14 protein-coding genes are annotated in these 15096 nt (G+C 69.0%); 11 read left to right on the top strand and 3 right to left on the bottom strand.

The genetic code is table 11. The features are described from left to right. Positions 1–2 precede the first annotated feature (2 nt). Positions 3–1877, bottom strand: coding sequence for a PINc/VapC family ATPase (locus tag NOV86_RS13335; protein ID WP_267641986.1), 1875 nt, complete (start codon positions 1875–1877; stop codon positions 3–5). A 131-nt stretch (positions 1878–2008) separates the two neighbouring features. Here NOV86_RS13335 and NOV86_RS13330 point away from each other — a divergent pair, with 131 nt between their 5' ends. From NOV86_RS13330 to NOV86_RS13295, 8 genes are all read left to right on the top strand, one after another. After that, a complete protein-coding gene (locus NOV86_RS13330) occupies positions 2009–3646 on the top strand; it encodes a globin-coupled sensor protein (protein WP_267641985.1) in 1638 nt (545 codons plus the stop codon). Positions 3647–3687: 41 nt separating this feature from the next. Continuing rightward, positions 3688–4797, top strand: coding sequence for a M20 family metallopeptidase (locus tag NOV86_RS13325; RefSeq protein ID WP_267641983.1), 1110 nt, complete (start codon positions 3688–3690; stop codon positions 4795–4797). Between the two features lie 343 nt (positions 4798–5140). Continuing rightward, a complete protein-coding gene (locus tag NOV86_RS13320) occupies positions 5141–6655 on the top strand; it encodes a carboxypeptidase M32 (RefSeq protein ID WP_267641981.1) in 1515 nt (504 codons plus the stop codon). Positions 6656–6712: 57 nt separating this feature from the next. Then, the gene (locus NOV86_RS13315) at positions 6713–7957 is read left to right on the top strand and encodes a hypothetical protein (RefSeq protein ID WP_267641980.1); all 1245 of its coding nucleotides are present in this window, start codon (positions 6713–6715) and stop codon (positions 7955–7957) included. 60 nt (positions 7958–8017) lie between these two features. Then, positions 8018–9499, top strand: a complete 1482-nt coding sequence (locus tag NOV86_RS13310; protein ID WP_267641979.1) for a carboxypeptidase M32 — start codon at positions 8018–8020, stop codon at positions 9497–9499. Positions 9500–9576: 77 nt separating this feature from the next. Beyond that, complete coding sequence (locus NOV86_RS13305) at positions 9577–9918, top strand: hypothetical protein (protein WP_267641977.1); 342 nt, start codon at positions 9577–9579, stop codon at positions 9916–9918. 54 nt (positions 9919–9972) lie between these two features. Beyond that, positions 9973–10908, top strand: a complete 936-nt coding sequence (locus NOV86_RS13300) for an ABC transporter substrate-binding protein (RefSeq protein ID WP_267641976.1) — start codon at positions 9973–9975, stop codon at positions 10906–10908. A 4-nt stretch (positions 10909–10912) separates the two neighbouring features. Next, positions 10913–11368 (top strand): desampylase, encoded by a 456-nt coding sequence (locus NOV86_RS13295; protein ID WP_267641974.1) that lies wholly within the window; start codon positions 10913–10915, stop codon positions 11366–11368. Positions 11369–11376: 8 nt separating this feature from the next. Here NOV86_RS13295 and NOV86_RS13290 read toward each other — a convergent pair whose 3' ends face one another. Then, a complete protein-coding gene (locus NOV86_RS13290) occupies positions 11377–12189 on the bottom strand; it encodes a DUF4097 family beta strand repeat-containing protein (RefSeq protein WP_267641973.1) in 813 nt (270 codons plus the stop codon). 116 nt (positions 12190–12305) lie between these two features. Here NOV86_RS13290 and NOV86_RS13285 point away from each other — a divergent pair, with 116 nt between their 5' ends. Continuing rightward, a complete protein-coding gene (locus NOV86_RS13285) occupies positions 12306–13076 on the top strand; it encodes an HAD-IIA family hydrolase (protein ID WP_267641971.1) in 771 nt (256 codons plus the stop codon). Between the two features lie 299 nt (positions 13077–13375). On the opposite strand, the gene ubaA is transcribed toward NOV86_RS13285, so the two are convergent. After that, entirely contained in the window at positions 13376–14188 is an 813-nt protein-coding gene (ubaA, locus tag NOV86_RS13280; RefSeq protein ID WP_267641970.1) for an SAMP-activating enzyme E1, read from the bottom strand. 185 nt (positions 14189–14373) lie between these two features. Here ubaA and NOV86_RS13275 point away from each other — a divergent pair, with 185 nt between their 5' ends. Beyond that, positions 14374–14550: an HVO_0416 family zinc finger protein gene (locus NOV86_RS13275; protein WP_267641968.1), complete on the top strand. Its 177-nt coding sequence runs from the start codon at positions 14374–14376 to the stop codon at positions 14548–14550. 330 nt (positions 14551–14880) lie between these two features. Next, positions 14881–15039, top strand: a complete 159-nt coding sequence (locus tag NOV86_RS23410; RefSeq protein ID WP_438266724.1) for a DUF7563 family protein — start codon at positions 14881–14883, stop codon at positions 15037–15039. Positions 15040–15096 lie beyond the last annotated feature (57 nt).

Genomic DNA, 15096 nt, shown 5'->3' with positions numbered 1-15096 from the left:
ATTTAGGCCGTGTGGACCGTCACGGTGTTCTTGCGGTCGATGGCGCGCTCCAGTTCGTCGGCGATGGCCGAACCGCGCGAGACCTGCACCTCGCCGCCGCGGCCGACCGTCGCGGTGAACAGGTAGTCGCCGTCGGCGCGGACCTCGACCGTCTCGCCGGTGTGGCCGTCGACCGGGATGACGATGTGCCGGGAGGTGATCTCGGGCGTGACGAGCTGGCCGGTGGTGTCCTGCTGTCCTGATTGTGAACTGCTACCGCCGCCACCACCGCCCGACCCGCCGGTCCGGTAGTTCGGGTTCTCGTCGTGGGTCCGGACGTCGATGTCGATGCCGAGGCGGTTCTCCACGTCGTTGATGCGGCCGCCGCCCTTCCCGATGACCGCGGAGATGTCGTCCTCCTCGACGTAGACGACCGCCTTGTTCTGGCCCTTCAGGTCGACCGAGACGTGCCCGCGGGCGATGGAGCGGATCTCGCGCTCGATCTCCTGTTTCGCGATGCGGTCGACGCCGGTGTCGCTCTTGCCGTCGTCGTCGGTGAGCGGGACGGTGACGACCTGCCGGTTGAAGGTGTAGATCTCGTACTCGGGGCGGCCCGTCTCGAACTCGTTGATGGTGATGACGGGGCGGGCGAGGTCCTCCTCGGTGAGGCCGTGGGGGACCTTCACCTCGGTCTGGACGTCGTACACTTTGGCGATCTCACCGTCCTCGATGTAGACGACGGTGTCGACGACCTGCGGGATCATGCCGAGTTCCACGCGGCCGACGAGGCGCTGGAGCGCGTCGATGGCGCGGGTGGCGTGGACGACGCCGATCATCCCGACGCCGGCGAGGCGCATGTCGGCGAAGACCTCGAAGTCGTCGGTCTTTCTGACCTCGTCGTAGATGGTGTAGTCGGGGCGGACCATCAGCAGGGCGTCGGCCGTGTTGGCCATCTGTCCGTCGAGTTCGGTGTACTGGGTGATGTCCGGGCCGACCTGCAGGTCGCGCGGTTTCTCCATCGTCTTGACGGAGTAGTCGTTCTCGGAGATGAACCGGGCGACCGCCTGCGCGAACGTCGACTTCCCGGCGCCGGGCGCCCCGGAGATGAGGATGCCGCGCTGGCGCTCCAGGATGCGGTCTTTGAGCTCCCCGGCGTGCTCGTAGTCCTCCATGTCGGTCTGGGCGATGGGTCGGACCGCGGTTATCTCGATACCGTCCGAGAACGGCGGGCGGGCGACCGCGATGCGGTAGTTCCGGAACTGGACGATGTCCATGCCGTTCCGGGAGAGTTCGAGGAAGCCCTCGGCGGACTCCTTGGCGGCGTTGATGACCTCGTCGGCGTACTCCGACATGGTCGCCTCGTCGAGGGGCTCGTCGGCGATCTCGACGTAGTGCATGTCGCCGATGTCGCCGCGCTTGGCCTTCGGGACGGTGCCCGTCTTGAGGTGGACGCTCATCGTCGCCTCGTCGAAGTAGTTCTCGATGGCGAGGCGCTCGATCTGGCGGGCCTCCGCGGAGAGGAGTTCGACGTCGAGGCCCTTCGCCTGGGCGACGTGGGACTGCACCACGTCGCTGGTGAGGAAGGTCGCCCCCATCTCGGCGGCGAGGTCCCGGATCTGGGCGTCGATCTCGCCCTCGGCAGCGTGGTCGATGCTGCGCGCGTCGGGTCGCTTGCCGACGTACTCCAGGGTGATGCGCCCGTCGTCGGCGAGGTCGGCGAGCCGCTGGAGTTCTTCCAGTCCCTCCCAGCCGGTGTCGAGCCCGGCGTTCGCCTGCGATTCCAGCTCTGCGACGACGGCCTCGGGGACGGAGATGGTGGCCCCGGCGTACTCGCCGTCGTCGACTTTCTCGGACACGCGGCCGTCGATGACCACGCTCGTGTCCGGTACAACGTTCATGTGCGGTGTTCGGGGACGACGCTTCTTAAGCGCACGGACGCGCGTCCGTCGCCGTCCCGCCGCCGGCACAGATTCCAACGCGCTGGGAATCCCCCTGCTGGCTTAGGTGCAACCGAACACGTTCGTCAGCTATGCAACCGGAACAGGAGTTCGGCCAGGGTGGGCTGAACCGGTTCGTCGACGCCGGCGCACTGGTCGATGACATCGGACTGGACGCCGAGGAGGTGGCCTGGCGCAAGGAGTTCATCAACTTCGACGGCGAGGACGAGGAACGCCTCGCCGACCTCGAACCGCTCCTGCGCGAGCACCAGGACGCCATCGCGGACGACTTCTACGACAATCTCTTGCAGTACGACCAGACCCGGGCGGTCATCGAGCGTTCGCCGAAGGGGGTGGACATGCTCAAGCAGACCCAGCGGGCCTACCTCGTCTCGCTGGCGACCGGCGAGTACGACCAGCAGTACTTCGCGAACCGGGCCCGCATCGGGAAGCTCCACGAGATACTGGACATGCCCCTGAAACACTACGTCGGCCAGTACGGGGTGTACTACGACCTCATCCTCTCGGAGGTCGACGACCGCGTCCAGGGGCAGGTCGTCGACGCCATCGAGGAGTGGGCCGAGGAACGCGAGGACGAATCGGGTGGCGGCCTCGGCCGGCTCGTCGGCGCGCTCGGCTTCGGCGACGACGGCGACGACGGGCTGGACGACTCCTTCGAGGCGACGGTCCGCGAGGCTATCCACGACGGCATGCAGGACGTGCTCGCGCTGTTGCGCATCATCAACCTCGACCTGCAGGTCGCGACCGACACCTACGTCGACTCCTACAGCCAGCGCCTCGAGGACGCCATCGAGCGCCGCGAGCAGCTCGCCCACGAGGTCGAGTCCGAGGTCCAGGGCCCGGTCGAAGAGCTGCACGAGGCGTCCAGCGCGGTCTCGGAGAGCGCCCAGACCATCAGCGACCTGACCGAGCGACAGGCCGCCCAGATACAGGCGACCGCGGGCGAACTGGACGAGGTCAGCGCGGCCGCCGAGGAGGTCGCGGGCGTGGCGGACGAGGTCCGGGCCGAGAGCGAACGCACCGAGTCGCTGGCCGCGAACGGGGCCGAGGCGGCCGACGGGGCACTGGCGGTGCTGGCGGCCATCGAGGACGCGGCCGAGCGCGTCGAGGACGCGGCCACGACGCTCGAATCCCGCACCGAGGACATCGACGAGGTCGTCGAGCGCATCGACGGGCTGGCCGAGCGGACCTCGGTGCTGGCGACGAACGCGAACATCGAGGCGACGCGGGCCGACGCCACGAGCGACACGCTGAGCGTCATCGCGACCGAGGTGAAGTCCTTCGCCGAGCAGGCCCAGGACGACCTCGACGAGATCGAGGACGCGGTCGAGGGCGTCCGCGAGGCGACGACCGAGACGGTCGAGACGATGGACGAGACCGCCACGAAGGTCGAGGAGGGGACCGACCAGGTCCGCGAGACGGTGGCCCACCTCGACGAGATACACGAGTCCGCACAGGCCACCGCCGCCGGGATGGACGACGTGGCGGCCGCCGCGGACCAGCAGGCCGAGAGCGTCGAGACGCTCGCGACCTCGGTCGAGCAGGTCGCCACCGCCGCGGACCGGGTCGCCAGCGAGGCCGAGAACGTCGCGGCCGCGAGCGAGGAGCAGACCGCGAACGTCGCCAGCGTCGCGCAGGCGGTCCGCCGGCTGACCGAGTCGGAAGAGACCGGACAGACGCCGGTGTACGAGCAGTTCGTGTCACAGTAGCCGCCTGAACTTTCTTCCCCGCCGGGCGAGTCGCCCCTGCCATGGACGAATGCACCGCCCTGACCCGCGACCTCGTCTCGGTGCCGAGCCACGACGGCGAGGCCGCGGCCGGGGACGTCATCGAGGAGTGGCTCCGCGAGCACACCGACGCCGCCGTGACGCGGGACCGCACCGGCACCCACGCCGGGGAACCGGCCCGCGGTGGCAACGTCATCGCCCGGAAGGGCGACGGCGACCGGAGCCTCGCCCTCGTCGGCCACCACGACGTGGTGCCCCCGGACGCGTCGCAGGTCGACGACGACGGGAGCTACGTCGTCTACCAGGAGGACGGCCGGCTCTACGGCCGCGGTGCGGCGGACATGAAGGGTGCAGTCGCCGCCGCCATGCTGGCCTTCCGGGACGCCGACCCCGACTGCGAACTCGTGTTCGCCTCCTTCGTCGGCGAGGAGGTGGGCGGCATCGGCGCCCGGTACGCCATCGAGCAGGGCTTCGCCCCCGACCACGCCCTCGTGGCGGAGGGCTCCACCGGCTACGACTCCCCCGAGGGCGTGGTCGACGTGGCGCTCGCGCACAAGGGTCGCCGGGGCAGTACCGTCACGGCCCGCGGGTCGGCCGCCCACGCCAGCGAACCCGACCGGGGCGAGAACGCCATCTACCGCGGCTGCGAGGCGGTCGAGCGCATCAAGGCGCTGGAGTGGCCGACGACCGAAGCCGCCGGCGAGACCCTGGAGGGGAGCGTCGTCGTCACCGAGATCGACGGCGGTTCGGCCTGGAACGTCGTCCCCGAGACCTGCGCCATCACGGTCGACGAGCGCACCGTCCCCGGCGAACGCGCAGACCTCGACTCGGTCGCGGAACTCCCGGGCGTCGAGTGGACCGTCGACCAGGACCTCCCGCCGATGCGGTGTGGCGACGAGGAATTCGGCGACGCGGTCCGCGACAGCCTCCGGACCGTCCAGTCCGGGCAGGGCCAGCACGTCACGAAACCCCATGCGACCGACGCGGGTTGGCTCTCGCAGGCCGGCACCGAGTGCGTGGTCTGTGGCCCCAGCGAACCCGGCGAGGCCCACACCGCGACCGAGAGCGTGAGCCTCGCCGTGCTGGAGACCTGTTACGAGGCGTACCTGGTGCTGGCCGAGAGCTGGTCGTAGTCGGCCTGCGTCGGTATCTCGAAACCCGGCCTGGCGCGTGCGGTCGGCGGGCCTGAACGCGAGTGAAGGCCGCCGACGGAAGCGCGCGAGGGATGACCGGAACGGAACGCAGTGAAGTGGAGGGAATCGGCTGGGGAGGGAGTGGTCCGGTGCTGTAGCGGTGGCGGTGCTGTGCGGGGCCGTCTCCATGCCACCAGCGCGAGTGAACTGCTCGTTCCCACAGACATACCCAGCGAAACCCACCACCATCCCACACCAGCCACAAGCCCCTGCTCACAAGCCCTTGCTACCCACCCACACCACACCGCGAGATTGATGAGTTACGAACCGAAACTGACGCGGTATGGCAACCGAAGCCGCCACTGACGAGACGGGTGAACTCTACGAGGAGTTCCTCTCGACGGTCCAGCGACTCTCGAACGTCGGGTACGCCCAGCAGGTGCTGAACTGGGACCAGGAGGTCATGATGCCCGAGGAGGGCACACGCGCACGCTCCCAGCAGCTCTCCGCCCTCTCCGCGGTCGGCCACGAACTGCTCACCAGCGAGGAGATGGCCGGCTACCTCGACGACCTCGAGGCCGCCGACCTCGACCCCGAGCAGGAGGCGGTCGTCCGCGAGATCCGCCGGAAGCACGAGCGCGCGACCCGCGTCCCGACCGAACTGGTCCAGGAGATCTCCGAGACGACCTCCGAGGCCCACCCGAAGTGGAAGCAGGCCAAGGCCGAGGACGACTTCTCCATCTTCGCGCCGACCCTGGAGAAACTGGTCGAGCTGAAGAAGGAGTACGCCGAGTACATCGACCCCGACAAGGACCCCTACGCGGTGCTGTTCGAGGACTACGAGCCGTACCTCGGCCTCGACACCGCCGAGGAGACCCTGGCGCAACTGCGCGAGGAGCTCGTCCCCCTCATCGAGGACATCCGCGAGTCCGACGTGGAGCTGGCGACCCCCTTCGAGGGCGAGTTCGACGACGAGACACAGGAGGAACTGGCCCGTGACGTGCTCGACACGCTCGGGTACGACTGGGACCGCGGCCGCCTCGACACCGCCCCGCACCCGTTCTCGACGGGCACGCAGTTCGACGCCCGCGTGACCACCCGGTTCAACCCCGCCGACCCCCTCGGCGCGCTCACCTCGACCATCCACGAGTTCGGCCACGCCAGCTACACGCTCGGCCTGCCGGACGAGCACTACGGGACGCCCCTGGGCGAGGCCCGCGACCTGACCGTCCACGAGTCCCAGAGCCGCCTCTGGGAGAACCACGTCGGGCGCTCGGAGGCGTTCTGGGAGCGCTTCCTGCCCGCGATGAAGGAGCGCTTCCCGCAACTGGAGGACGCCACCCCGCGTGACGTGTACGAGGCCGCGAACACCGTGAAGGAGGACAACCTCATCCGCGTCGAGGCGGACGAACTCACCTACCACATGCACATCGTGGTCCGCTTCGAGATCGAGCGCGAACTCATCTCGGGCGACCTCGACGTCGAGGACGTGCCGGAAGCGTGGAACGACAAGTACGAGGAGTACCTCGGTATCCGGCCCGAGACCGACGCGGAGGGCTGCCTGCAGGACATCCACTGGAGCCACGGCTCCTTCGGCTACTTCTCGACGTACTCCCTGGGCTCGGTGCTCGCGGCCCAGCTCTACGACGCCGCCGAGGACGACATCGACGACCTCGAGGCGAAGGTCCGCGAGGGCGACTTCGAGGAACTCCACGCCTGGCTCACCGACAAGGTCCACCGACACGGCAAGCGCTACACGACCGACGACCTCGTGCGCGAGGCCACCGGCGAGGACTTCACGGCCGACTACTTCGTCGACTACGTCGAGTCGAAGTACGGCGCGCTGTACGACCTGTAACCGCCGACCTGTAACCGCTGCAGAACTTTTTTCCGCGGGTTCCGAGAACCGGCGTGCATGGCACCGCCCTCCAGGCGTGCGTTCCTCACCAGCGTCGCCGCCGGCACGAGCCTCTTCGCCGGGTGTGGCGGCCAGGCCGAGACCCGCCCCGACCGCTTCACCGTCACCTCGACGCGGACGACCCGGCCCGCCGACGGCGACGACCCGGCGCCCGACCCCGCCACCCTCCAGCGACGCGTCGACGTCCCCGCCCGCGGGTCGTTCGTCCGGGCGTACGACCACCGCGGGCTCTACGTCCTGGTCGACCCGCGCAGTCCGGTCCTGCGGGCGACCGGCAGCGACGACCTCCATCTGCAGGTCGAGGCACGTGGGTATCCGGCCCCCGGCCCGGGCGACGTCTTCGACGAGGAGCAGGTCGTCGTCGAGCCGTCGAGCGACGGGCGAACCGGCGTCGCGGTCCAGCTGGACATCGGCGACGCCCCGCAGAGCCGTCCCCTGTACTACACCGTGTCGCTGCGCCGTGGTGGGGGCGACGGCGACCCCGTCCACCTCCACGAGACCGACCCGTTCCTCCGGCGTCCGGAAGGGGTCACGGTCGTCACGTCACCCGTCGAGGAGCAGTTCTCGGACGGTGGTCTGGATGGGGGCGAAAGTGGGAGTGAGAGTGAGACCGAGAGCGAGGGCGAGAGCACAGACGACCGCGGACCGCGGCGCACCACGTTCGAGGGCACCATCCGGGTCGAGTACCCCGTCGGTGACGACCGCGTCCGCCTCGACGTGCCCACGTCGGCCTACCTGCTGGCCGAACACTACGGGTTCGAGGCACTGCATCGGAACGAACTCGTCGCGGCCTCGGCCGCGGACGGAGTCGTCACCCGGCTCGCCCGGAGCATCGTCGGCCAGGCCACCAGGGCAGGGGTCGCGAGCACGCCCCGGGAGCTCGTCGAGTTCGCCGTCGACGCGGTACAGGCGCTCCCGAACGGCCCCGACTCGGTGACCGGGACGTACGACCGCCAGCGCCAGTCCCTCGCCCGGACCGTCGCCGACCTCGGCGGGGACAGCGAGGACCGGTCGCTGCTCCTCGCCGGTATCCTCCAGACCGCCCAGTTCGGCGTCGACACCATCGTCGTGGACATCGACGGTCACGCCGCGGTCGGGGTGGGACTCGGGTCGGCGTCCGGGTACACCCACGTGGTGAACGGGGGGTCGTACCTCCACGTCGAGACCGTCGAGCCAGGCTGGGCGGTCGGCGAGGTCCCCGAGGAGTACCGCGACGCGCCAGTCGAGTGGTACGATATCTGAGTCGGTCGCCGGCCGGGGCGGACCCCGAAGTTGATTACCGCCACGGTCGGAGACTGTCACATGGCAGCATACGACGACCTGCTCGACCGGTACCGCCGCATCTCCAACATCGGGAACGCCGCCGGCCTGCTGAACTGGGACCAGCAGGTGATGATGCCCGACGGGGGGACGCCGGCGCGCTCCCAGCAACTCGCCGCGCTCTCGACCACACGACACGAGTTGCTCGTGAGCGACGAGACCGCCGACCTGCTCGATGCCGCCGAGGCCGCGGGACTCGAACCCGCCGAGCAGGCCGTGGTCCGGGAGATCCGCCGCGAGTACGAGCGCGAGACCGACGTGCCGAGCGACCTCGTCGACGAACTCACCCGGACCCAGTCCGACGCCCAGGAGACCTGGCAGGACGCCAAGGCCGAGAGCGACTTCGAGTCGTTCGCACCGACGCTGCGGGACCTGCGCGACCTCCACCGGGACCGCGCCGGGTACATCGACGACGCGAAATCGCCCTACGCGGTGCTGTTCGAGGACGGCGAGCCCTACCTCCCGCTCTCCCGGGTCGAGCAGGTGTTCGAGGAGCTGAAGGCGGAGCTGCCCGACCTCATCGAGGCCATCCGCGAGTCCGAGAGCGAGGTCGCCTGGCCCTTCGAGGGGAGCTACGACGAGGACGCCCAGCTCGCGCTCTGCCGGGACGCACTCGACTTCCTCGGCTACGACTGGGACCGCGGCCGCCTCGACACCGCCCCGCACCCGTTCATGTCCGGCAACCAGTTCGACGCCCGCATCACGACCCGGTTCAAGGAGGGCGAGCCACTCGATGCCCTGACCGCGGCCGTCCACGAGTTCGGGCACGCGACCTACCAGCTCGGCCTGCGCGACGACGCCTACGCGACCCCCCTCGGGGAGCCGCGGTCCTCGGGCGTCCACGAGTCCCAGAGCCGCTTCTGGGAGAACCACGTCGGTCGAACCCGCGCGTTCTGGGAGGCGTTCCTCCCGAAGTTCACGGACCGGTTCCCGCAGCATGCGGACGCGACGGTCGAGGACCTCTACCAGGCCGTGAACAAGGTCCGCCCGGACAACCGTATCCGGGTCGAGGCCGACGAGATAACCTACCACCTGCACATCATCCTGCGCTGTGAGATCGACCGCGCCTTCGTGGAAGGCGACCTCGCCGCCGACGAGATTCCGGCGACGTGGAACGAGAAGATGGACCAGTACCTCGGCGTGCGCCCCCGGAACGACGCCGAGGGCTGCCTGCAGGACATCCACTGGTCCTACGGCTTCGCCGGCTTCCAGAACTACACCGTCGGGAGCGTCCTCGCGGCGCAACTGGAGGCCGCCATGGAAGAGGACATCGGCGACCTCGACGCGCACATCCGCCGCGGCGAGTTCGAGCCGATGCACGAGTGGCTCACCGAGAACGTCCACGAACACGGCTGCCGGTACACCACCGACGAACTCATCGAGGAGGCCACCGGCGAACCGTTGACCGCGGAGTACTACCTCGACCACGTCCGCGAGAAGTTCGGCGAGCTGTACGACCTGTAGCGGGTCGCCGACACCTCGCCGGGGCATCGCCGCCGCGATTCGACAACCCTACACCGGCCCGGGGTGAGTCTCCACACATGTCACGTGCTCGTTCGGTCCGTCACGCGAAGTTCGCCCTCGCCGGGGCAGTCGTCCTCTTCGTCGCCCTCGTGGCGGCGACGCTCGGCCTCGGGGTGGCGGTCGGCGACCTCACCCAGCGCAACACGCTCGTCGCCGGGATGGGGGCCATCATCGCCATCGTCGGGCTCCAGTACGTCGTCTACGCCGAGGCCTACTCGGCCTGGCTCGCCGGCCTCATGTCGGGGTCGGCTGACTACGACCGCATCGAGGTCGACGAGGACGACGTCCAGCAGCGCAAGCGCGGCGGCCTGCTGATGGTCGTCGGTGGTCTCCTCGCCATCGTCATCTCCGTCCTCTAGTCGCCGGCTGCCGACGACACGCCCTTTATCCCGGTCCGTGCCGGACTGCCTGCTATGAACGTCGTGACACTGCTGCCGTCCGCGACGGAGATCGTCTTCGCGCTCGGGGTGGAGCCGGTGGGTGTCTCACACGAGTGCGACCATCCGCCGGCGGCCACAGAGCTGCCGGCCGTCGAGTACAGCCACGTCGACGCGAGCGCCAGCTCCGACGAGATCGACCGGCAGGTCCAGGAGGCCCAGTCGGAACACGGGAGCGTCTACGGCATCGACGTCGACCTGCTCGACGACCTCGACCCGGACCTCGTCGTCACGCAGGGGATGTGCGACGTGTGTGCCGTCGACGAGGTGCTCGTCGCGGAGGCCGTCGAGGCCATCGACGCGAACCCCGAGGTGCTGACGACCGACCCGCACAGCCTCTCGGACATCTACGACGACATCGAGCGCATCGGCGCCGCACTCGGCCGGGAGGCCGAGGCGGCAGACCTCGTCGACTCGCTCCGGTCCCGGGTCGCCGCGGTGGAGGAGCGTAGCCGGACAGGCGACCGCGAGCAGAAGCACCTGGCGGTGCTGGACTGGACCGACCCCGTGATGGTCGCGGGCCACTGGGTGCCCGAACTCGCCCACCGCGCGAACTGCGAGTACGGGATGGCCGCGCCCGGTGACCGCTCGGTCCCCCGCGAGTGGGACGACCTGCTGCGCTACGACCCCGACGTGCTCGTGGTCGCGCCCTGCGGGTTCGACCTCGACCAGATTCGCCGGAACCTCGGCGACCTGACCGACCGACCCGGGTGGGACGACCTCACCGCGGTCCAGGAGGGGAACGTCTGGGCCATCGACGGCGACCAGTACATGAACCGGCCCGGCCCGCGCACCGTGGACTCGCTGGAGCTGCTGGCCAGCGTCGTGCATCCCGAGGCGTTCGACCAGCCGCCCGAGTCGGTCGTCCGGCCGCTGGCCGACCTCGAACGCGAGCGATACGAGACGGCCTGACGGGATGGGGGACAGCTACCTGCACCTCCCGGCCGACTGCCGCGGACACCTCCTGGCGCACGCCAGGGCGGTCGCACCCGAGGAATCATGTGGCGTCCTCGGCGGGACCGAGGACTCGGACGGCGACTGGACCGTGACCAGCGTCCACGCCGTCACGAACGTCGCGGACACGCCCCGGACCCGGTACGAACTCGACCCCGAGGAGACGTACCGGGTCGTCGAGGCACTGGAGGACGCGGACGACGACGTGGTGGGCTTCTACCACTCGCACCCGACCGGCCCCGACGGTCCGAGCGCGACCGACAGGACACAGGCCACGTGGGAGGGGAAGGTGTACTGTATCGTCTCGCTGGGTGGTGAGACGGAGAACGAAAGCAGCGAGCCGGAGCCCGACGGAGAAGCACGCATCGGCGCGTGGGTCTGGACGGGCGAGGCGTTCGAGCCCGTCGAGCTATCCTGAACCGGCGGTCAGCGCCCGAGGATGCGCACGTCGCCGTTGCTCGACCGGACCGTGACGAGCGGGCTGTTCCCGCCGTTGACGTTCCCGCGGACCTCGTTGTCGTCCCAGGTGGTCGTGGTGAGTTCGATGTCGCGCCAGGAGACCTCGCCGTTGCCGGTCCGGGCCTCCAGGGCGACCTGTAGCGACGCATCGAGTCGTGCCGTCACGTCTCCGTTGGTGGACTGGATGGACACGTCCCCGCGGGTACCGACGACGTCCACGTCGACCTCGCCGTTGGCGGTCGTGGCCGCGTCGATGCCCTGGGTGTTCCGGGCGGTCACGTCACCGTTGCTGGATTGCAGCGTGACGTAGCCCTCGACGTCGCGGACATCCACGTCGCCGTTGCTCGTCTCGGCGACGAGGTCGCCGGCGACGTTCCGGACCGTGACGTCACCGTTCCGGCTCCTGGCGCTCGTGACCCGGACGCCCTCGGGGACGCCGATCTCGAGGTCGACCGAGACGCTCTGGGCGAAGAACCCGCCGTCGGCGACCCTGGCGACGACGCTGTTCTCCTCGCCGGTGTCGACCGTGACGGACACCCGGTCGAACGCGCCGGTCGTGCCCAGCGTCCGCATCGTGTACTTCACGTCGAGCTGGTCGCCGTCGATGGGTGCGACCGTCACGTCGCCGTTCTCGGTCTCGACGGCGAGGGTCCCGCCGTCGACCACGTACTGGTCCTGCCTGACGGCGGTGCTGGTGGCGAAGCCGGTGCAGCCGGCCAGGCCGACCGTGAGGGCCGTCGCCCCGGCGCCGAGGAGGTGTCTGCGTGAGATGGCTGTCATGGTGAAATATTCGCGTGCTGAGACGATAAAGCTCCCACGAGCCGTGTGAACGCGGGGCTGGCTCGCGATACCGCCCAGCAGCAGCGTTACAACCCCGGCCGGCGAACGTCCACGCGATGACACGACGTGCGGCCATCGTGGACCTCGACGGCACCGTCTGGCGCAGCGAGCAACTGATTCCCGGCGCCGACGAGGGCGTGCTCGCGCTCCGGGACGCCGGCCTCGACGTCCGGTTCGTCACGAACAGCACCAGCGTCGACCGGAGCCGGTTCCCCGAGACGCTGGAATCGCTGGGGCTGCCCCGCGACGTCGGCGGCCTCTCCTCGTCGGCCTCGGCCACCGCGACCTACCTCGCCGAGCACCACCCCGACGCCGACGTGTTCGTCGTCGGCCACGCGGTCCTGCACGAGGAGATCCGCGACGCCGGCCTCACCGTCATCGAGGACGGGGACGCCGACGTGGTCGCCGCCGGGAAGGCCTACGACATCAGCCACGAGCTGCTGACCCGGACGCTCCGGGCGTTCCACAGGGGGACCCTGTTCGTCGCGACGAATCCCGACCGGACCTACCCCACTCCGGAGGGGCTGGAACCGGGTGCCGGCGCGACCGTCGGCGCCATCGAGGGCATGACCGGCCGCGACCCGCTGGTCATCGGGAAACCGTCCGAGCACATGGCCGACGCGGTCTGTGAGACCCTCGGCGTGAAACCGGGCGAGTGCCTCGTCGTCGGTGACAACCTGCATACGGACATCCTGATGGGCGAACGCGCCGGGATGGAGACCGCGCTGGTGCTGACTGGCGCGACGACCCGCGAGGAGGCCGTGGCGTCGGATGTCCAGCCGGACCACATCCTCGAATCGCTGGGCGACATCGAGGAGATCCTGTAGGCGGGGCGAGCGCGGATTTCGGACCCATCCTCCCACCGGGGCGCGTGCTGGCGAGCGTGCTGCGGGAACCGCAGCCGCGAGCCGAAATCGCGCGAGGGACGAGACGCGCAGGCGAAGCCGAGCATCGGAGTCGGCTGGGGAGGGCGTGGTGCAGGGCTGTGCGGGTGCGGGGCTGTGCGGGGCGCTCGCGGTCTTCCATGCCGCCAGCGCGAGTCGACGAAGCGAACCACTCTACACTCGAAGCGTCGCCCGAACGAAACAGACGCACTCGCACGACGCGAATCCAGCAGACAGCAACACTATTCGATAGCGCAGGTCTCGGCGTAGTCCACGTCCGCCACGGACCCGATCTCCGGGTCGTCCCCGCAGACCGGACAGTCGGGATTCCGACGGACCGGCACCTCGTCGAAGCTCATGTCCATCGCGTCGTAGAGCAGGAGCCGGTCGTCCAGCCCTTCACCCGCCTCAAGCACCTTCTTGACGGCCTCGGTGGCCATGATGCAGCCCAGGGTGCCGGGCAGCACGCCCAGCACGCCGGTCGTCGCACAGTCCGGGACGGTCCCCGGCTCGGGGGCTTCGGGGAAGACACACCGGTAGCAGGGCGCGCCGGGTTCGTAGGTCGTCGCCTGCCCCTCGAACTTGTAGATGGCGCCGTGGACGAAGGGGGTCCCCGAGAGCACGCACGAATCGTTCACGAGATAGCGCGTCGCGAAGTTGTCGCTCCCGTCGACCACGAGGTCGTAGTCGGCGACGAGGTCGGTCACGTTCTCCCTGTCGACGCGGGCCTCGTGCACGTCGACGGTCACGTCCGGGTTCAGGTCGCGGACGAACCGGGCGGCGCTCTCGGCCTTCGGTTCGCCCACGTCGGCGTCGCGGTGGATGACCTGGCGCTGGAGGTTCGACCGCTCGACCACGTCGTCGTCCGCGATACCGAGACGGCCGATGCCGGCCGCGGCGAGGTACTCGATGGCCGGCGAACCGAGGCCGCCCGCGCCGACACAGAGGACCGACGCGTCGAGCAGGCGCTGCTGGCCCTCGGGGCCGACCTCGTCCATGATGATGTGCCGCGAGTAGCGGTCCAGCTGGGTCGGGTCGAGGCTGAGGTCGGTCATACGGCGACTTCGGCCGGTGGGGGAAAAACTCTCACGCCTCGGGAGCGGGGACGGAGGGCCCGAGCGCAGTGTCCGGAGCCAGTGGGGAGAGCCCCTGTGACGCTAGTATGTTATATATTCCCTTCCATGCGTTGGTGAGTGTCACACCACAATCGTTTAATACGTGGTGTGCTTTACCATGTCACATGGCGTCCGCACCCCAATCCGGTGACGACGTGTTCGACCAATTCCTCGCAGACCGCGGCCACGAGACAGAACCGGTAGGGTGGGATCGAAGCTACAACAAGCTCCAGTGCCCCGACTGCATGGCGCTCCACGACGAGAGCGCCGACACGTGCGGGGTGTGTGGCTGGGAACCGTAGCCACACGACCGCGGTCGACGGACAGTTGACGAGGTAGGTGTCGCGCTGGCGGTGCGCGCGCGAGACCCCCGATTTCGTTCTAACGGCGGTAGCAATCACCGATAGCGGCGGTTCTGCCCCAGTTATCGGTCACGATTGCCCCATCTCACCGACGACCGACGGGCTCCTGTCGGACTCGCTAACTCTGGAGACTCCCCGAGACCACCGGACCTTTCCCACTCATGCTCGCATGTGCGTGAAGTGATATCACATCCCTGAGAACCGGCAACCGAGGTCACTAGGGGGAAACATTATTAAAGATAATTCCATCTGACCAGAATGGAGATTCAAATGCCGGAATGCCAGAACTGCGGGTCTTTCGTCACAGATGCGTACGCCAGAGTGTTCACACCACGCGGCGTCGAGGACCCCCGCGTCTGTCCCAACTGCAAGGACAAGATCCGTGACGGAAGCGACGTACGAGAGGCCCGCTCTCCTCGAAACAACTAGCATCGTCTCCCGATCGAGGACCGTCTACCGACCGTCTCAGGCCGGTCGCTCACTACC

It is taken from the genome of Haloarchaeobius amylolyticus (assembly GCF_026616195.1).
GTDB lineage: Archaea > Halobacteriota > Halobacteria > Halobacteriales > Natrialbaceae > Haloarchaeobius > Haloarchaeobius amylolyticus.
The sequence above is the reverse complement of the archived record's forward strand: the minus strand, read 5'-3'. Positions and strand labels throughout refer to the sequence as shown.